General features: G+C 64.4%; 16 protein-coding genes. 9 read left to right on the top strand and 7 right to left on the bottom strand.

The window, feature by feature from the left end:
• Positions 1–10 precede the first annotated feature (10 nt).
• The 7 genes from N2603_RS15325 (at position 11) to N2603_RS15295 (ending at position 7,329) form a co-directional block, all read left to right on the top strand.
• Positions 11–1,930: an N-acetylneuraminate synthase family protein gene (locus tag N2603_RS15325; protein WP_260389469.1), complete on the top strand. Its 1,920-nt coding sequence runs from the start codon at positions 11–13 to the stop codon at positions 1,928–1,930.
• Positions 1,930–2,619 carry an acylneuraminate cytidylyltransferase family protein gene (locus N2603_RS15320; RefSeq protein ID WP_260389468.1) on the top strand — a complete coding sequence of 230 codons (690 nt, stop codon included), beginning with the start codon at positions 1,930–1,932 and terminating at the stop codon, positions 2,617–2,619. The genes N2603_RS15325 and N2603_RS15320 overlap by 1 nt, the downstream gene beginning before the upstream one ends.
• Positions 2,612–3,376, top strand: a complete 765-nt coding sequence (locus tag N2603_RS15315; RefSeq protein ID WP_260389467.1) for an SDR family oxidoreductase — start codon at positions 2,612–2,614, stop codon at positions 3,374–3,376. The genes N2603_RS15320 and N2603_RS15315 overlap by 8 nt, the downstream gene beginning before the upstream one ends.
• Positions 3,373–4,221 carry a sugar phosphate isomerase/epimerase family protein gene (locus N2603_RS15310; RefSeq protein ID WP_260389466.1) on the top strand — a complete coding sequence of 283 codons (849 nt, stop codon included), beginning with the start codon at positions 3,373–3,375 and terminating at the stop codon, positions 4,219–4,221. Before N2603_RS15315 ends, N2603_RS15310 begins: the two co-directional genes overlap by 4 nt.
• On the top strand, positions 4,218–4,979 hold the full coding sequence (locus N2603_RS15305) for an SDR family NAD(P)-dependent oxidoreductase (RefSeq protein ID WP_260389465.1): 762 nt from the start codon (positions 4,218–4,220) through the stop codon (positions 4,977–4,979). Before N2603_RS15310 ends, N2603_RS15305 begins: the two co-directional genes overlap by 4 nt.
• A gap of 13 nt (positions 4,980–4,992) precedes the next feature.
• Positions 4,993–5,832: an SDR family oxidoreductase gene (locus N2603_RS15300; RefSeq protein WP_260389464.1), complete on the top strand. Its 840-nt coding sequence runs from the start codon at positions 4,993–4,995 to the stop codon at positions 5,830–5,832.
• Positions 5,833–5,967: 135 nt separating this feature from the next.
• Positions 5,968–7,329, top strand: a complete 1,362-nt coding sequence (locus N2603_RS15295; protein ID WP_260389463.1) for a hypothetical protein — start codon at positions 5,968–5,970, stop codon at positions 7,327–7,329.
• Here the strand turns inward: N2603_RS15295 and N2603_RS15290 are convergent.
• Genes N2603_RS15290 through rfbF form a run of 4 tightly spaced genes read right to left on the bottom strand, consistent with a single transcriptional unit; the run spans position 7,318 to position 11,413 of the window.
• Positions 7,318–8,325 carry a Gfo/Idh/MocA family oxidoreductase gene (locus tag N2603_RS15290; protein WP_260389462.1) on the bottom strand — a complete coding sequence of 336 codons (1,008 nt, stop codon included), beginning with the start codon at positions 8,323–8,325 and terminating at the stop codon, positions 7,318–7,320. The genes N2603_RS15295 and N2603_RS15290 overlap by 12 nt on opposite strands.
• Positions 8,318–9,559, bottom strand: a complete 1,242-nt coding sequence (locus N2603_RS15285) for a class I SAM-dependent methyltransferase (RefSeq protein WP_260389461.1) — start codon at positions 9,557–9,559, stop codon at positions 8,318–8,320. Before N2603_RS15285 ends, N2603_RS15290 begins: the two co-directional genes overlap by 8 nt.
• A gap of 25 nt (positions 9,560–9,584) precedes the next feature.
• Positions 9,585–10,646 carry a CDP-glucose 4,6-dehydratase gene (gene rfbG / locus N2603_RS15280; RefSeq protein ID WP_260389460.1) on the bottom strand — a complete coding sequence of 354 codons (1,062 nt, stop codon included), beginning with the start codon at positions 10,644–10,646 and terminating at the stop codon, positions 9,585–9,587.
• The gene (gene rfbF, locus N2603_RS15275) at positions 10,643–11,413 is read right to left on the bottom strand and encodes a glucose-1-phosphate cytidylyltransferase (RefSeq protein ID WP_026312034.1); all 771 of its coding nucleotides are present in this window, start codon (positions 11,411–11,413) and stop codon (positions 10,643–10,645) included. The genes rfbG and rfbF overlap by 4 nt, the downstream gene beginning before the upstream one ends.
• Positions 11,414–11,648: 235 nt before the next feature.
• On the opposite strand from rfbF, the gene N2603_RS15270 reads away from it, so the two are divergent.
• Entirely contained in the window at positions 11,649–12,587 is a 939-nt protein-coding gene (locus tag N2603_RS15270; RefSeq protein ID WP_260389459.1) for a glycosyltransferase family 2 protein, read from the top strand.
• Between the two features lie 88 nt (positions 12,588–12,675).
• On the opposite strand, the gene N2603_RS15265 is transcribed toward N2603_RS15270, so the two are convergent.
• From N2603_RS15265 to N2603_RS15255, 3 genes are all read right to left on the bottom strand, one after another.
• Positions 12,676–13,551, bottom strand: coding sequence for a hypothetical protein (locus tag N2603_RS15265; RefSeq protein WP_018643231.1), 876 nt, complete (start codon positions 13,549–13,551; stop codon positions 12,676–12,678).
• Between the two features lie 59 nt (positions 13,552–13,610).
• On the bottom strand, positions 13,611–14,351 hold the full coding sequence (locus tag N2603_RS15260; RefSeq protein ID WP_018643230.1) for a hypothetical protein: 741 nt from the start codon (positions 14,349–14,351) through the stop codon (positions 13,611–13,613).
• 235 nt (positions 14,352–14,586) lie between these two features.
• Positions 14,587–14,847, bottom strand: a complete 261-nt coding sequence (locus tag N2603_RS15255; RefSeq protein WP_244635956.1) for a hypothetical protein — start codon at positions 14,845–14,847, stop codon at positions 14,587–14,589.
• Between the two features lie 195 nt (positions 14,848–15,042).
• On the opposite strand from N2603_RS15255, the gene N2603_RS15250 reads away from it, so the two are divergent.
• A complete protein-coding gene (locus N2603_RS15250) occupies positions 15,043–17,136 on the top strand; it encodes a hypothetical protein (RefSeq protein ID WP_260389458.1) in 2,094 nt (697 codons plus the stop codon).
• Positions 17,137–17,173: the final 37 nt, after the last annotated feature.

The raw sequence follows: 17,173 nt of genomic DNA, 5'->3' as shown, positions 1-17,173 counted from the left end.
GAGAATGTTGATGACACCGCCCAAACAGCCTGCTCCCGTCCGTATCGGCAACCACCTCCTGGGCGAGGGCGAGCCCTGCTACGTCATCGCCGAGATCGGCAACAACCATAACGGCGACTTCGACCGCGCCATCGCGCTGGTCGACGCCGCGGTCGCGGCCGGCGCGGATTGCGCCAAATTCCAGATGCGCAAGCTCGACGAGGTCTATCGCGCCTCCTCGCTGTCCGGAAAAGACGACGACCTCGCCGTCGAGTACACGCTCGACCTGCTCCGCCGCTTCGAGCTGACCACGGAGCAGCAGAAGAAGATCGCCGACTACTGCGCCTCGAAGGGCATTCAATATCTCTGCACGCCCTGGGACGCGAAGAGCGTCACGGTGCTCGAAGGTTTCGGCGTGCAGGCCTACAAGGTCGCCTCTGCCGACCTGACCAACCTGCCCCTGCTCGCCCGGCTCGCCGCAACCGGCAAGACGCTGATCGTCTCGACCGGCATGAGCACCACGGACGAGATCAGGACCGCGGCGAAATTCCTCGACGACCGCAGCGCCGGTTATGTGCTGCTGCATTGCCAGAGCACCTATCCGGCAGCGCTGCACAACATCCATCTGCGCTTCATGGAGACGCTGCGCCAGATCCACCCGGTCGTCGGCTATTCCGGCCATGAGCGCGGCACCGCGGTGTCGACCGCGGCGGTCGCTCTCGGTGCCGTCGTGATCGAACGTCACATCACGCTCGATCGCGAGATGGAAGGCCCGGACCATGCCGCGAGCCTGGAGCCGGAGGAGTTCAAGGCGCTCGTCACCGGCATCCGCGAGGTGGAAGCAGCGCGCGGCGAAAAGCTCGCCGAGCGCGCGCTCAGCCAGGGCGAGCTGATCAACCGCGAGAACCTCGCAAAGAGCCTCGTCGCAGCGCGCGACATCGAGGCCGGCACGGTCATCTCTGACGACGACGTCGCCGTGAAGAGCCCGGGCCAGGGCCTGTCGCCGCTGAAGATGCCGGCGCTGATCGGCAAGACGCTCAAGCGCAGGATGGCGGCCGACGACTATTTCTTCCAGAGCGACCTCGACACGGGTGCCGCGAAGGCGCGGCGCTACCGCTTCGACCGGCCCTGGGGCGTGCCGGTGCGCTATCACGACACCGAGCGTTTTCTCGAGATCTGCGAGCCCGACATCATCGAATTCCATCTCAGCTACAGCGACATGGAGCGCGATCCGGCGGCCTATCTCTCCGGCACATACGATCTCGGCTTCGTCGTGCATGCGCCGGAACTGTTCGCCGGCTCCAAGCTGATGGACCTCGCAACGCCCGACGAGGCGCTGCGCCGCTATTCGCTCGAGCAGACGCAGGCGGTGATCGACATCACCCGCGGCCTGAAGAAGTTCTTTCCCAAGACGACGCGTCCGCCGATCGTCGCCAATATCGGCGGCTTCACCATGGACGAGCCGCTGCCCCCGGAGGAGAAGGCCGAGCGCTACCGCATTTTCGCGCAGAGCCTGAAGGAGCTCGACATGGAGGGTGTCGAGCTGACGCCGCAGACCATGGCGCCGTTCCCCTGGCATTTCGGCGGCCAGCGTCACCAGAACATCTTCATTTTCCCGGACGAGTCGGCCGCGTTCTGTGCCAAGCATGACTTGCGGATGTGCGTGGACATCTCGCACACCAAGCTCGCCGCCAATCATTTCGGCTTCGACTTCGCGCAAGGCCTCGCCCAGCTCGGGCCGCACACCGCACACCTGCATTTCGGCGATGCCAAGGGACTGGACGGCGAAGGCCTCCAAGTCGGCGAAGGCGAGATCGACTTCGACGAGATCGGACAGGTGCTGCGCAAGCATGCGCCCACCGCATCCTTCATTCCCGAGATCTGGCAGGGCCACAAGAACATGGGCGAAGGTTTCTGGACCGCGCTCGAGCGCCTCGAGGGACACATCTGATGGCGCGCAAGACGCTGGCCGTGATCGCCGCACGCGGCGGCTCCAAGGGCATCCCGCACAAGAACCTGCTCGATCTCTGCGGCAAGCCGCTGATCGCCTGGACGGTCGAGCAGGCGCGCGCCGCTGAAGGCGTCGACGTGGTGGCGGTCTCATCCGACAGCAACCGGATTCTGGAAGCGGCGGAAGCTGCCGGTGCGGTGGGCGTGCGGCGTCCCGACGACATTTCGGGCGACCTCGCCTCCTCCGAATCTGCCTGGCTGCATGCGCTCGAGGCCGTCGACGCGCGGATGGGCCGGTTCGAGCGCATCGTCGCACTGCAGGCGACCTCGCCGATCCGCGAACCCCGCGACATCGAGGCGGCGCTTGCGACCTTCGATCGCGAGCATCTCGACAGCCTGCTCTCGGTTTGCGAGGTCGAGGACTATTTCAACTGGCGCATCGGCCAAAACGGGCCGGAGCCGATCAACTACGACTATCGCAACCGCCGCATGCGGCAGCAGATCGAGAAGCGCTATTTGGAGAACGGCTCGTTCTACGTGTTGATTCCTTCACTCCTGCGCGAGCAGAGCAACCGTCTCGGCGGCAAGATCGGCTTTCACGTGATGGAGCGTCATAAGATGTTCCAGATCGACCGCCCGGAAGACGTCAAGCTCTGCGGCGCCATCATGCGCAGTTACGGCTATGCCTGATCTCAGCGCCTTCTCTCTTGCCGGCAAGATCGCCGTCGTCACCGGCGCCTCGCGCGGCATCGGCGCTGCTATCGCGAGCGGCCTGAAGGACGCTGGCGCCACGGTGTTCGGTCTCAGCCGTTCCGGGACCGCGCCGCAGGGCGTCACGGCGATGGCCTGCGATCTCTCCGATGATGCCGCGATCGGGCGCGCTTTCGATGCCATCGCGGCGCAAGGCGGTCGTATCGACGCGCTGGTCAACGCGGCCGGGATCAGCCTCCCCCCGCAGGGCGCCGAAAGCGAGATCGCGCGCTTCCGGACTACGGTCGCGACCGACCTCACCGGCGTCTACGCCACGATCCTTGCCGCCTATCCGCTGCTCAAGGCCACGGGCTCGGCCGCGATCATCAACGTCACCAGCATCAATTCGATCCGCGGTTTTCCCGGCAATCCCGGTTACGTCGCGGCGAAAGCGGGCCTCGCCGGCCTGACGCGCGCGCTCGCCGCCGACTATGCGAGCGACGGCATCCGCGTCAACGCGCTGGCGCCCGGTTACGTCGCGACCGAGATGACCGCGAAGAGTTTTGCCGATCCCGTCATGCACGAAGACCGGCGCCGCCACACCATGCTCGGCCGCTGGGGACACCCCGCCGACATGGTCGGCGCCGCCGTCTTCCTGGCGTCGGACGCCTCGGCCTATGTGACCGGCCAGGAGATCTTCGTCGACGGCGGCTGGACCGCCAAGGGCCTCGCCATCAACTCGGATAACAAGTCGTGACCGCAACATTGCAACGCATCGGCTTCATGCAGGGACGCCTGTCGGCACTGGTCGACGGCAAGATCCAGGCGTTCCCTTGGGATGAGTGGCGCGAGGAATTTCCGCGGGCCAAGGCGCTCGGCCTGACGCGGATGGAATGGACCATCGATCAGGAACGGCTGCGGGAAAATCCGCTCATGACCGAACCCGGCCAGGCGGAGATCATCGCCCTGGCGCGCGAGAACGGCCTGCGCATTCCGAGCCTGACCGGCGACTGCTTCATGCAGGCGCCGTTCTGGAAGGTCGATGCCGTCGTGCGCGACGCTCTCGTCGGCGATCTCGATCTGCTGATCGCCGCCTGCAGCCGGATCGGCATCGAGTTCGTCGTGATCCCGCTGGTCGACAATGGCAAGATCGAACGCGAGAGCGAGAGCGACACGCTCAAGCGGGTGCTGATCGCCCGCCGCGAACAGCTTGTGAGACAGAACGTCAAGATCGTGTTCGAATCCGATCTGCCGCCGCGCGATCTCGCCCGCTTCATGGAGGCGTTTCCGGCCGACGTCTTCGGCATCAATTACGACAGCGGCAACAGCGCCTCGCTCGGTTATGACAGCGCCGAGGAGATCGAAGCCTACGCGCCCCGCATCCTCAATGTGCATGTGAAGGACCGCGTCCGCGGCGGCACCACCGTGCCGCTCGGCACCGGCAACGCCGATCTCGCCAAGACGATCCGGCTGATCGAGCGTTCCGGCTACAATGGACAGTACATCCTGCAGACCGCACGCGCGGCCGACGGTGACCACGCCGGTGCGCTTGCAAGGTATCGCGACATGACGGTCGGCTGGATCGAGGACGCGGCGCGATGAAGCTCGAGCTGGAGGGCCGCGTCGCTCTCGTCACCGGCGCCAGCCGCGGCATCGGCCTTGCCATTGCCGCTGCACTTGCCGCGGAGGGAGCGAAGGTCGCGCTGGCTGCACGCGGCTCCGATGCGCTGAATACGGCGCGCGCGACCGTCGGCGGACAGAGCTCGGTCCATATTGCCGACGTCACCGATGCGGACGCCGCCGCGGCACTGATCCAGGATGTCGAGCAGCATTGGGGCCGCCTCGACGTCCTCGTCTGCAATGTCGGCAGCGGCGCCTCGGTCCCGCCCGGCAAGGAAACCGCGGCGGAATGGTCGCGGGTGATGGACCTCAACTTCTTCGCCACCACCAACACGATCGAGGCCGCACGGCCGCTGATGGCGCGCGGCAGCGGCGACCGGTCCATCATCTGCATTTCCTCGATTGCGGGCATGGCGGCGCTCGGCGCGCCCGTGACCTACTATGCCGCCAAGGCGGCGCTGAACGCGACCGTGCGCGGATTGGCGCGGCCGCTGGCGCTCGAGGGCATCCGCATCAATGCCGTTGCGCCGGGCAATATCCTCGCAGCCGAGGGGACCTGGGCGCGCAAGCTCGCCGAGAACAGGGCCGCGGTCGAGGACATGCTTGCGCGCGAGGTGGCGCTGCGCCGGCTCGGCAAGCCGGAAGAGATCGCCGACCTCGTCGCGTTCCTTGCCTCGCCCCGCGCCGCCTTCATCACCGGCAGCGTCATGGTCGCCGATGGCGGCCAGTTGCGCAGCTGAACAGGAGCCTCCCATGGCAAGCCCCTCCTCCCGCTATGACCTCGCCGGACGCACGGCGCTCGTGACCGGTGCCGGCGGCCTGCTCGGACGGCAGCATGTCGCCGCGCTCTCCGAAGCGGGCGCGCGCGTCGTCGTCACCGAAATCGGCCTCGCGCAGGCCGAGGCGGCCGTCGCCGCCCTGAAACAGGTCACGCCCTCCGCGGATCTGATCGCGCTTGCGCTCGACGTCACCGCGCAGGATTCGGTGCGCGCCGCGAGCGAGCAGCTCGCGGGCCGCGGCGTCACCGTCGACATCCTCGTCAACAACGCCGCGATCGATCCGAAGGTGACGTCGAGCCCGGGCGTCATGCATTCCTCCCGCTTCGAGGCGTTCCCGGTGCCGCAATGGCAGACCGAGATCGCTGTGGGCCTGACCGGAGCGATGCTGTGCGCGCAGGAATTCGGCGGCCAGATGGCCAGGCGCGGCCGCGGTGTGATCCTCAACATCGCCTCCGATCTCGGCGTGATCGCGCCGGACCAGCGGCTCTATCGCCAGCCGCATGTGACGCGCGAGGAGGAGCAGCCGGTCAAGCCCGTGACCTACTCGGTGATCAAGCACGGGCTGATCGGCCTGACGAAATATCTGGCGACCTACTGGGCCGACCACGGCGTGCGCGTCAACGCGATCTCGCCGGGCGGCGTCTTCAACAACCAGGATCCCGCCTTCGTGGAACGCCTCACCCGCCTGATCCCGATGGGGCGGATGGCCGAGGTCGACGAATATCGCGCCGCCGTCCAGTTCCTCTGCTCGGATGCCTCGAGCTACATGACCGGGCAGAACCTCGTCATGGATGGCGGCCGGAGCGTGTGGTAGCGGTCCGGCGGTATTGACCAACTTTCGGTTGCTGATCAGTGTGCGATCGTCCATCCTCACGCAAGGCTGGTCAATCTCTTCCACCGGGCTCACCACCCCAAGCCGGCCTCGCCAGACCCGACAACGCGACCTGAAATGACCGACAAAGTGAGTGACGAGCTGATCACGGCCGATGCGCGGCGCCACGGTCATCCACTTGCGGCAGCGGGCCTCGCCAATACGCTCATCGTCGTCATGGCGATCGGAACCGTGGTCTGGCTCGGCCTGCTGCTCAACACCATGCTGCGGCAGCCGTTCGAGGCGACCGACGATCTGATCTGGCTCGCCAAGCTGCGTAACGACCGCTTCCTCGACCTGCCACTGTCGCCCGCCTGGATGCTCCAGAGTCCGTTCTACCGGCCGGTCGCCGAATTCCTGCTGAAATGCCTGTACGCGCTCTTCGGTCTCAACCCGACGCCGTATCGCTATGTGCAGTTCGCCATCTTCCTGCTGCTGATGGGATTGAGCCTTCAGGTGGTGCGGCGATTGGGCTTGCGCCCGGAAAGCGTGCTGCTTATCACCGTGTTCGCAATCGGCTCACCGTTCATTTCCGGATCCGTAGTATGGATCAGCGAATTGCCGCACGTCCTCGTGCTCGTCTGCTTTGCGGCCTCGCTGCTGAGTGTTCTCTCTGACAACACCGACAGGGTAAAGCTCGCGCTGTGCGGGCTGGCGTATGCGATCGCGCTGCTCTCGAAGGAAAACGGGCTCTTCTTGATCGCGTTCTACATCTACTTCCTGCGCGCCGCGCCGCTCAGGGCGGCGATCGTGTTCGGCGGCATCACGCTGGCTTATTTCGCCATGCGCGCCGTCGTGCTCGGCTCCGGCATGGGGACCGCCGGGGTCGATGAGTCCGTCGGCTATTTCTTTCAGATGTTGTCGAAGGAGGAACGTCAGACGTTGTTCTCGGGCCCCGCTGTGTACAAGCTCTACGTCTACAACGTACTGGCACAGTTGGGCGCGCTCGCATTCCGCATCACCCAGTGGGGCGTCATCTTCGATCGCCCGCACTACCAGATCATCGTGGAGACCCTCTCGACCGCGCTCATCGTGGCAGGCCTTGTTGCGCTCAGGGGCCGGCCACAGCGCCATACGCTCGTCGTCGTCGTCATCGCAGCGATCGCGATCGGAGGGCCGCTCCTCTCCTATTCCTATGCGCGAGACCGGCATCTTGCCCTGCCCGCCTTCGCCTATGCTTTCTTGCTGGTGATCGCGGTCAACGAGCTTGCGAACTTCTTGCCCGGCCGCCCACGGCCGACCGCGCTGATCGCCTGCGTCTGGATCGCCTGGTCGCTGCAGGCCGGCCTAATGCTGCGCCAGATCAACTGGGCTTCGGGGGACGTGATCGAGCGCGTGTATCGGGCAAACGAGAAACCGTTCAACCCCACTTTGCCGCCGGACGTCTGGGCCACCGCCCGCGAGCACGCGCTATCGCTGGCGCCACCATCACGTCAATGACGCGGCGACTCGCCGGGACGCCTGCTCTACTCGCATCCACAGCGCGATGATGTCACGTTGACGCTGCGCATGGCCCGCGTCGAGCTCGCTGAGCGAGCGACACAACCGTGACAGCACGTCGACCCTGGGATCGCGAGCGCCCCTGGGATCGCGGGCCCCCCTGGGATCGCGGGCGACCTTGGGATCGCGGGCGACCCTGGGATCGCGAACGTCGACCGAGGCCGGCTCGACCGACGCGAAGGGATCGGGCTGGTCCACGAGCGTAACGCGCGGATCCGCGGTGATCCTGAACCAGGTCTGTGGCGCGCGGCTGTCGACGCGCAGCGTGAATGGCGGCAGGGCCTTGGCCGTGAACACGGCCTCCCATGACGACGTCTCAGCGTCCGACGGTCCGCCAACCACCGACGACGAGACGTCGTCGTAACCGAGCTCTGCAAGAAGCGCGATCAGATGGATGCCGTAGAAGCGGAGAGCACCGCCGCCACTGGCGTCGAACCGCTTCCAGTTCGCGAGATTGGCGCGGTAGTGATGCGCCATGAAGCTCCAGTCCAGCGAAAGGCCACCGGTTCGCTCGCCGAGCACCGTGCGAAGCCGCTCTGCCCACGGCATGAAACGAAAGGTGTAGCCGACGCGGTAGCGCTTGCCGGTGCTCTCGAATGCCTCGATGAGCTGCGCCGCAAGCTGCGGCGTGGGCGCGACCGGCTTCTCCAGGATCAGCTCGCCGATACCCGGCATTTCTGCCAGCCTCGCCATCCAGCCGGCCTGATCGGCAGGGCGAAGCGCAATCACCGCACCGCTCGCCTGTGCCAACGCCTCCTCGGTGCCGGGACACCAGATCACCTCGGGCGCATATTGGACGAGCTCGCTTCGCCCGCTGACCACCGCGCGATAGCGCTCCGGCAGCGCCACCCTTTTCCCGCACTCGATCAGCGCAGGCAGATATCCATACATCCCGAAACCCGATCCGAGGATCGTGAAAACGGGCGCCTCAGGCATGGAAATCGTCCGCGCCGAGCACGTCGATCACCGGCCCTTTGTAACCGTTGTCCTGGAGATACTGACGGATCTCGCGCGAGATGTGCCAGGCGAGATTGAGCAGCGGCTTGCCCTGGTCGCCATGCGCGAACAGTTCGTCGTCGGACACGATCGGAATGCGCGTGCCCGGCACATAATGGCCGATCTTGATCGAGCCGGGTTTCTCGTGGACCGCAACGATCTCTTTTTCAGTCAGCCCCAGCAACTTGACCAGGATCGCCGCGCGGCCCGGAAACGCCTTGGCCCTGACAGGACCGTGCGCCGCGATGATCTTCTTCAGCTCTTCGCCCTTGCGCGCCTTCCAGAGCTCGACGTCGCGCGCGAGCTGGGCGAACTCGGCCTGGAAATTGTTTTCGCGCGCGACGATCTCGGCTGCAACAGTATCGCTCTTGGCCGCGTGTCCGAGAATGACACGGATATTGCCGCCATAGCGCGCGGGAAATTCGACATTGACGATGTCGAGGCCGAGCGATCTCGCGATGAAGCTGAACGATTTGTACGAATAGGTGCGCGGATGCTCGTGGTAGAAGGTGTCGAACTGATGCCGGTCCAGTACCGCGCCGAGATAGTGGTTCTCGATCACGATCACCGTCTCGGGCCCGAGCAACGCCTTCAGCGCCGCGAGCACGCCGTTCAGATCCTCGATATGCGCGAAAACATTGGTGAAGGTGATGATGTCGGGCGTGCCGACGGCGCGGCGGATCTCGGCCGCGGTCTCGGTGCTGAGATAGTTCTGCACCACGAAATGGCCCTTGGCGGCGGCGTCCTGCGCCGCGCCGGTCGGCTCGATGCCGGCCGTTGTCGCGCCGGCCTCGCGGAAGAAATCCAGCAGGCTGCCGTCGTTGCAGCCGATGTCGAGCGCGATCTTTCCGGTCAACGATCCCATCCGCTCCGCGCAGGTCGCCACGAGCCCCTTCATCCCCGAGAGCACGTCGGCGGTGAAGCGAGAGCGATAGTGATAGTCCTTGGGGAAAAGGTCCTCTTTCGGAACCTGGAAGCGCTGATGGCCGGTGGCGCAGGTCGGGCAGAAATCGATCTGAATCGGATATTCGCGGCATACACGCGAATCGCCGACCGCCACCAGGTCGTCGCACAGGGGATGCAGGCCGAGATCGAGCACCGGCACGAGCTTGTCGCTGCCGCAGACCTCGCAACTCTTGATCTCGGTAAGCGGTCTCGTCGACGTGGTGGCCATCATATTGATCCGATTTGAAGGGCGGCTAGTCCCGCCTTGTGTTCATGAAAGCGTCGATCTGGTCAACCATCACCGACTTGACCGCAGCGCCCTGCTCGAACGCCTTGTACCACTCCACCACGGCGGAGGCGGCGCGATCGAGGCCCCAACGCGGCGCCCAGCCGAGATGAGCCCGCGCCTTGGAACTGTCCAGTGACAGCAGCCGCGCCTCGTGCGGATGCTCTCCCGGCTGCGGCATCTGCTGCGGCGGAACACCCCACAGCAGTGCGAGGCGATCGACCAGCCAGCGCACCGTGCGCACGCTATCTGCGTCGGGACCGAAATTCCATTCGCTGGAGAAGGCAGCCGGATCGCGCCACAGATGTTCGGCGAGCAGAATGTAGCCCGACAGCGGCTCGAGCACGTGCTGCCAGGGCCGCACCGCATCGGGATTGCGGACCGGCACCGGTTGTCCGTTGCGAATCGCGGCGATCACGTCGGGGATGAGACGATCCTGCGCCCAGTCGCCGCCACCGATCACGTTGCCCGCGCGGGCGCTGGCGAAGCCGATCCGGCGAGTTCCGCTGAAGAACGACGACCGATACGCCGCCGTGATCAGCTCCGCACAGGCCTTGCTGCTGGAATAAGGATCCTTGCCGCCGAGCGGATCAGTCTCGCGGTAGCCCCAGACCCACTCCTTGTTGTCGTAGCATTTGTCGCTGGTGACGTTGACCACCACGCGCACGCCGGAAGTCCGCACCGCCTCGAAGACGTGCACGGTGCCCATGACGTTGGTTGCATAGGTGCCGACCGGATCATCATAGGATGCCCGCACGATCGCCTGCGCCGCCATGTGAAACACGATCTCGGGCTGGAATCGGTCGAACACTGCCTTGACCGCGGCGGGATCGCGGATATCGGCGAAGACCGACACGATGTCCTCCGCAGTCTGCGCCAGGTTGAACAGGTTGGGCGTCGTCGACGGCGGCAGCGCGAGACCTGCGACCTCGGCGCCGAGATGGCGCAGCCACGCCACCATCCAGCCGCCCTTGAAGCCGGTATGGCCGGTAACGAGGACGCGCTTGCCGTTCCAGAAGCCAGGGTTCATTGCCATCGCTTCCAGGGGGCCTGCCCGCTCTCCCAGAGCTGCTCCAGATGAAGCTTGTCGCGCAGGGTGTCCATCGCTTCCCAGAAGCCGGTATGACGGTAGGCCGCGAGCTGCCCGTCCTGCGACAGACGCTTCAGCGGCTCCTGCTCCCAGATGGTGGCGTCGTCGCCGAGATAGTCGAAGATCGCGGGCTCCAGCACGAAGAAGCCGCCGTTGATCCAGCGACCGTCGCCGCGCGGCTTCTCCTCGAAATGCCGGACCACGTCGTCGCCGATATCGAGCGCGCCGAAACGCGCCGGCGGCTGGATCGCAGTGACAGTCGCATGACGCCCGTGAGCACGATGAAACTCCCGCAGCGCGCCGATGTCGACGTCCGCGAGCCCGTCGCCGTAGGTCATGCAAAACGTCTCGTTGCCGACATAATCCCTGATGCGCTTGAGGCGGCCGCCGGTCATGGTGTTGAGGCCGGTGTCGACCAACGTCACCTTCCAGTGCTCGGCGAACTTGTTGTGCACTTCCATCGCATTGTTGGCGAGGTCGAAGGTGACGTCCGCCATGTGGAGGAAGTAGTTCGCGAAGTATTCCTTGATGACGTAGGACTTGTAGCCACAGCAGATGATGAATTCGTCGATCCCGTGCGACGAGAAGATCTTCATGATGTGCCACAGGATCGGCTTGCCGCCGATCTCGATCATGGGTTTCGGCTTGATGTGGCTCTCTTCGGTGATGCGAGTCCCGAACCCACCTGCCAGAATCACGGCCTTCATGCTCATACCCGTCCAGCAGAAAACGTCACATCAGAACGATTAGTCCAGTCTTGTCAACAAGATCCAACCGCCCTCGCCCCGTCCCCGGAACGGTTGAAGTTGCCGACTTACCTGCTAAAGAAACGATTGAAGGATGGCAACCCCACCACCGGCGTGCCAGTCCCCTCGGGCGGCCACCGGCTGCCGATTCCCCCACGGGGAAGTAATCCCGCTCGACGGACGTCCTGGAGGATTGATGCGGAAGAAGATCAGCCTTGTGACGCCCTGCTACAACGAGGAGGCGGGAATCCGGGAATGCTACGCTGCGGTCAAGGACATCTTCGACCGTGAGCTGCCGGATTACGAGCGCGAGCACATCTTCTGCGACAACGCCTCGACCGACCGGACCGTGGAGATTCTCAAGGAGATCGCAGCCGAGGATCCCTCGGTGAGGGTCATCGTGAACGCCCGGAACTTCGGCGTGCTGAGGAATACCTACAACGGCGTGCTGGCCTCGACGGGCGATGCCACCGTGCTGTTCATGCCCGCGGATCTGCAGGACCCGCCGTCGCTGATCCCGACTTTCGTCAAGCACTGGGAGCAAGGCTACGAGATCGTGTTCGGCATCCGGGCCCGGCGCGAAGAGCCTCTCATGAGCCGGACCGCGCGGCATCTCTACTACAAGATGATCAGCCGGATGTCCTATGTCGACTATCCGGCCGACGTCGGCGACTACCAGCTCGTCGACCGCAAGGTGCTCGACGCCATGAAGCAATTCGAAGACGTCCAGCCCTTCATGCGGATGATGCCGTTCGAATGCGGCTTTCGCTCGATCGGCGTGCCCTACACCTGGCTGGCGCGCAAGCACGGCATCTCCCGCAACCGGCTGTCGAGCCTGATCGACCAGGGGCTGCTCGGCGCCATCAGCTTCTCGACCGTGCCGCTACGTACCGCGTTCTTCTTCGGACTGATCATCTCGTCGCTGAGCTTCGCCTATGCGTTCGTCGTGTTCCTGCTCAAGATAGCCGGCTTCGACATCGGTCCGCACGGCATCCCCACGATCATCATCGGCCTGTTCTTCTTCGGTGGCGTGCAGCTGTTTTTCCTCGGCGTGCTCGGCGAATATATCGTCGCGATCTACAATCAGGTCCGGCGACGCCCGATCGTGGTCGAGCGCGAGCGGATCAATTTCTGACCGACCTGACGTCTGGCGACGACCGGGCCTTCAGGGCCCGTCGGTCAGCCCCGGTCATCGACCTACCCTCGGTCGATCGATTGCCAAATCAGTGCTGCAAAATGCCGGCGAGATTCATGTGAGCCGGGCGCGAGTGCTCGATGCCCAGTAGCGTCCGCCGGTTATCGTTCGTCCGCTGCAAATGCAGGCTTGCGAGCGTGACCCCGGTGCAGGTGGTGACCGTGCTGCCGCGACCGCCGAACGGCTTGAGGAAGTCGAACACGCGACCGCCGAACATATCCACGACGGACATCTCGCGTGCCCCGAGCGGCGGGATCTCGCCGAAATCCGCTTCGAGCTCCTCGCCATCCTCCCGGATCAGCCTCGACGTCGGCCGCGCGGCATGAGCATATTCGGGATCGGAAGAATGATTGATCAGCATCAGGCTACTGACGATATCATCGGTCGCGATGACCTTCGGATTGATCCCGGTGAACCCGACATGCGCCTTGAGCCTGCCCTCGTTCAGCGGCCGGGCAAACGCGCCGGTGCGATAGATCGCGACGTTGTCCTGATCCACATAGGTCATGGAATAGCTTGCAGGCGAGGAACGAAATCCGTCCATGCGCCCGCGCGACATCACCGCGATGACCAGATAATCGTCCTGAGGCAGCTTGAGCGACGCGAAGAGGCGCGACAGCTCGATCTCGACGGTGGCGCCCGGCGCATAGTTTTCCGGGAACTCGTAGGTCGCCCGGTAGTCGCCCTGCCGCGACAGGATGTGCAGCTTGAATCTGAGCTTCTTGCTGAAACCCGAGGCGACGAGGCTGGCGAGCTCGGGAACAAGATCCTTGACCGTTTCGCGAAAGTTCTTGCGCAGGCTGCCGGCGACGAGGCTGCGGAGATAACGGACGTCGATCGGACGGTACCAGGCGGGAATCGAGAAGCCCATGCGCGACTCGATGCCCGCAAAGGTCGGGAACATGAATCTGGGCTCGTGAGGCTTCCAGGGACGGGACGAGAAACGTGTCACGGGCGGGGCCTCTAGAAATGATGCAAGCTGAACTTGCCGTTGGCAAATTCATAATAGCTGAACGGGCTGGCGATGTTGGTGCCCTTGAACTCGAGCGCAAAGCCCTCGGCCGTACCCACCAACCTTTCGGCCTCGGGGAACAGGTCCAGCGTGCTGATGCGGACCGCACCCATCGGCGCGATTTCCGGAAGTACCCGCTCGCCCAAGGCGGTGCCGTCCAGAGCCATGAGCCGGGCCGTCCCCACCGAAACGCCCTGAGGTGCCATGCAGGAGTTCACGAGCACCGCACCGGACTCCTTCAGGAACCGCGTAAGATAGGACTGCATCCAGGCGGTGGTCGGAAACGGCGATGGGGCGACAGGCTCGCGCTCATGCGACAACGTGATTGCGCCGTGCTGCGAAAAATATTGTGCGTAATAGCCGGTGGTCACCTTTCGTCCGGGACGTAGCTTGGCCTCATGTTTCGGCACCAGCGCCATCGCCACCGTTCCCGAGACGCGCGGACAGAGCTCGGATGTCTGCAACTGCAACTGCCCGTTAACTCCGAGTTCCCTGTGGAAATATCCAGCCTGCTTGCCCGCCCCGTCGAACAACCAGACGTGGGCATCCACGTCCGGATGATCCTTCATGAAGACCGAGAAGTAGTTGAATGCGCAGACTTCCGTCGTGACGGTGTCATCATTGCGCAGGTAGAGCACCGCGGGCGGATAGCCCCTTGCGACGGCCTCGCCAATCTGCAATTCACCGGGCATGCGACGAAACTCGGCGGGAAGCGACGATCAGGCCGGATTGGCCGACGAATAGCGAAGATTGCGCCCAGATATTCTCGCCCGCATGCTAAAAATCCTGCACAATTCCAAGGATGTTTACGCTCAGCCGTACTTGGAATCAACTATGAACGGAGCTGCACCGCGCCTTCGGAAAACTTGGCATGACGCGGCACCCTCGAAATGACTGGCAGCCATTCGCCGCGTTGGGGCCAGCCGGTCACATGCGTAGGCGTGGCCCAGGTGGAAGAACGATAGGGATGTTGCGATGTGGATAAATACGTTGCTCTTGACCTTCGTATTCGTCCTGATTCAGCTCGGCATCGGCCTTTCCATTCTGGCGATCGTCCCGCTGGAGTTGATCAAGAGGAGCCGACTGACGAAGCTCCAGTTCGTGGTGCTGGGATATGCGATCGGCGCTTCCGCCGTGGGCATTCTTCTCGGGTTCTGCTCCGTTCTGATTGACGACATCTGGCTTCATCTGGCGATCATGGTTGCGCTGTCCGCCTTCGGACTGGCATGGACCTGGCCGGCCTGGAGCCCGCGCACCGGCGATGCCGGAAATATCCTGCTCTGGTGCCTGTTATCGCTCCCGATCGCGCTCGCGACGTGGTGGTGGACGTTCGGTGCATTTTCGCAATTCCCCTACTCCGATATCGGCGCTGACGTTCACTGGATGAAGACGGCGCAGGAATATGCCGACAGCGGTGTCATCAACCCCTACGCGTCGCAATCGTACGTCGACCTTCGCTCGGCATTGGCCGGCGTGTTGTCGGGCACGCTCGGCCTCGATCTCCTGTATTTCGGCTGGACCTACCGCTTCGTCTCGATCCTGTGCTTTCTTCTGGCCTTCTACGCGTTCGCCGAAGGCCTCTATGCGGAACCGATCCGGAGATGGATCACCTTTTTGTTCGCGGCGGCAGGCAACGGCGTCGGGCTGCTGACGAATGGCAGCCTGGCGCTGGCCGGAAGCGTGGTCTTCCTGGGTGTCCTGTTCGCCAATGCCGGGCGGGATGCGAAAGAGGAAATTCCGGCGGGCTCAGTCGCGTTGCTGACCCTGAGTGCGGCTACTTCGCTTCTCACCGCCTTCATGCTCAACAACAACGCGCTGGTGCTGGTGCTGCTGATGGTCGGGCTGCTCCTGCTCAGGATACTGGGCAAGGGCCATCCGCGCGAAAGCATCCTTTTCGTGGGTTGCGGATGGCCCGCGATGTTGCTGCTGGCACACCGCGGATCGTACCTGTTCATCCCGACCGTCCTCGCAGCCTGGCTGAGCTACCTGCTCATCTTGCGCGAGATGTCACGCCGGCCGGCGAAGAGCCTTCGGATTCTCCGCGCCCTATCCGTCGTCCTGCCGCTGATCGTATGCGGAATCGTCGCCACGATCGTGGCGATGCGGCTCGGCTACCTGCCGTCAGCGAACGCCAACGTGGTATTTTCTCACATCACGGGACTGGTGCTGGGCAAGACGATCGAGAGTGGCGAGGAGCTGTTCCTTGGCACGGGCCCGCAGGTCGCAGTGATCGAACTGGGCCGGGCCATAGGCCCGCTGTTTGCCGTCTGCATCGCGATGGCGATGGCCTGGTGGTGGATCGATCGCGCGAGCACTCCCTTGGGCACGGCTGCCACCCCTGTCCAAACCGAACGCATGTCGAAATTGCTGTGGTCGTGGACGATCGGGTGCAGCCTTGCCGTCGCCGTGCTGTCAGGCTTTCCGTTCCTGTACCGCACCACCATGATCGTCCTGGTTCTGCTCACGGTCACGGCAACCGAAGCGTTCTGCCAGTTGCTGGTCGATCCCTCTCCCGCGTCCTTCCGGCGGCGGGCGACTGCGGCAATCACGGTTACTCTGCTCGCCGCCGGCCTCGCACTGGCGGTCTATGCCTTCACTTGGCGGCCCGACCTGCCCGCCGCGCGGTACCAGGATTTCCTGCGGCCGGCCGAGATCGCGGGAGCGGTTCTCCTCGTGGCGCTCGTGCCGGTGGCGCTCATCCGCTCGAGATGGATTCATGTCGGCGCGCTCGCGACCATCATGGGCTTGGGCATCGGCCTCGATCGCGCCGGCATCGCCGGCATGTCCAAGAGCTACAGCTACGGGCCCCTTCCGGGCGGTGCCACCGCCATCACGCACTACAATGCCAGCGATCTCGACGCCGCACGCTGGCTGCATGGCAACCTCAGGAAAGGCATCCTGCTATCCGATCCCTACACGCTCGGCGTGATCCAGGCCCTGACCGGTGCCCCGGCGGCCTACACGTTCTCGAATCTGGATACCGTCAACGAGGCTACCGCCAGGCCGGTGCGCGCCGTGCTTTCCGCGATCGTCGAACGGGACGACGGAGCGCGGCGGCTGGCCGATGCCTGCGCCTCCATCCGGCCGGTCCTGCAGGAGATCAACCAGGAGACGTCTTTTCAGATGTACCGGGCCGACGCTCTGTCTGGAATTTTGCGACCTGTCCGCCCCCCGAAAACGCCGGAGACGGACGAGCCCGAGGCGGCACCGCCGAAAACGCCCAAAGCGACGGAAGAGACGGATCGAGAGCTGATCCAGAGTGTGCTGAGAAGCGGCCAGGACACCTGGCAGCTCGTCGCCGTGATCAATCCCCGTGCGATCGGGTGGATCGATCTCGGCGCCGGTCAACGGCTCTCCTATTTTCCGCCGACGGAGCCGCTGGATCCCGGGCTCATCAAGTCGCTTCGCGCCGGGCCGTTCCAGGCGCTGTTTGCAAACAACCAGACTGCCATCGTTCGCATCCCGTGCGAGCGCTGACCTCAGGCATTCTCCGTCACGAACCAAAGCGCATCTG

The sequence above is a fragment of the Bradyrhizobium huanghuaihaiense genome (assembly GCF_025200885.1).
In the GTDB taxonomy this organism is placed as follows: domain Bacteria; phylum Pseudomonadota; class Alphaproteobacteria; order Rhizobiales; family Xanthobacteraceae; genus Bradyrhizobium; species Bradyrhizobium huanghuaihaiense.
Note: the sequence above shows the minus strand (reverse complement) of the source record. Positions and strands in the feature narration are given on the sequence as shown.

Excerpts from the sequence above, each read along its gene's own strand:
- N2603_RS15325 (WP_260389469.1), top strand. The coding sequence starts at position 11 with ATGACACCGCCCAAACAGCCTGCTCCCGTCCGTATCGGCAACCACCTC.
- N2603_RS15320 (WP_260389468.1), top strand. The coding sequence starts at position 1,930 with ATGGCGCGCAAGACGCTGGCCGTGATCGCCGCACGCGGCGGCTCCAAG.
- N2603_RS15315 (WP_260389467.1), top strand. The coding sequence starts at position 2,612 with ATGCCTGATCTCAGCGCCTTCTCTCTTGCCGGCAAGATCGCCGTCGTC.
- N2603_RS15305 (WP_260389465.1), top strand. The coding sequence starts at position 4,218 with ATGAAGCTCGAGCTGGAGGGCCGCGTCGCTCTCGTCACCGGCGCCAGC.
- N2603_RS15300 (WP_260389464.1), top strand. The coding sequence starts at position 4,993 with ATGGCAAGCCCCTCCTCCCGCTATGACCTCGCCGGACGCACGGCGCTC.
- N2603_RS15295 (WP_260389463.1), top strand. The coding sequence starts at position 5,968 with ATGACCGACAAAGTGAGTGACGAGCTGATCACGGCCGATGCGCGGCGC.
- N2603_RS15290 (WP_260389462.1), bottom strand. The coding sequence starts at position 8,325 with ATGCCTGAGGCGCCCGTTTTCACGATCCTCGGATCGGGTTTCGGGATG.
- N2603_RS15285 (WP_260389461.1), bottom strand. The coding sequence starts at position 9,559 with ATGGCCACCACGTCGACGAGACCGCTTACCGAGATCAAGAGTTGCGAG.
- rfbG (WP_260389460.1), bottom strand. The coding sequence starts at position 10,646 with ATGAACCCTGGCTTCTGGAACGGCAAGCGCGTCCTCGTTACCGGCCAT.
- rfbF (WP_026312034.1), bottom strand. The coding sequence starts at position 11,413 with ATGAAGGCCGTGATTCTGGCAGGTGGGTTCGGGACTCGCATCACCGAA.
- N2603_RS15270 (WP_260389459.1), top strand. The coding sequence starts at position 11,649 with ATGCGGAAGAAGATCAGCCTTGTGACGCCCTGCTACAACGAGGAGGCG.
- N2603_RS15265 (WP_018643231.1), bottom strand. The coding sequence starts at position 13,551 with ATGTTCCCGACCTTTGCGGGCATCGAGTCGCGCATGGGCTTCTCGATT.
- N2603_RS15260 (WP_018643230.1), bottom strand. The coding sequence starts at position 14,351 with ATGCCCGGTGAATTGCAGATTGGCGAGGCCGTCGCAAGGGGCTATCCG.
- N2603_RS15255 (WP_244635956.1), bottom strand. The coding sequence starts at position 14,847 with ATGAAGCCAGATGTCGTCAATCAGAACGGAGCAGAACCCGAGAAGAAT.
- N2603_RS15250 (WP_260389458.1), top strand. The coding sequence starts at position 15,043 with ATGAAGACGGCGCAGGAATATGCCGACAGCGGTGTCATCAACCCCTAC.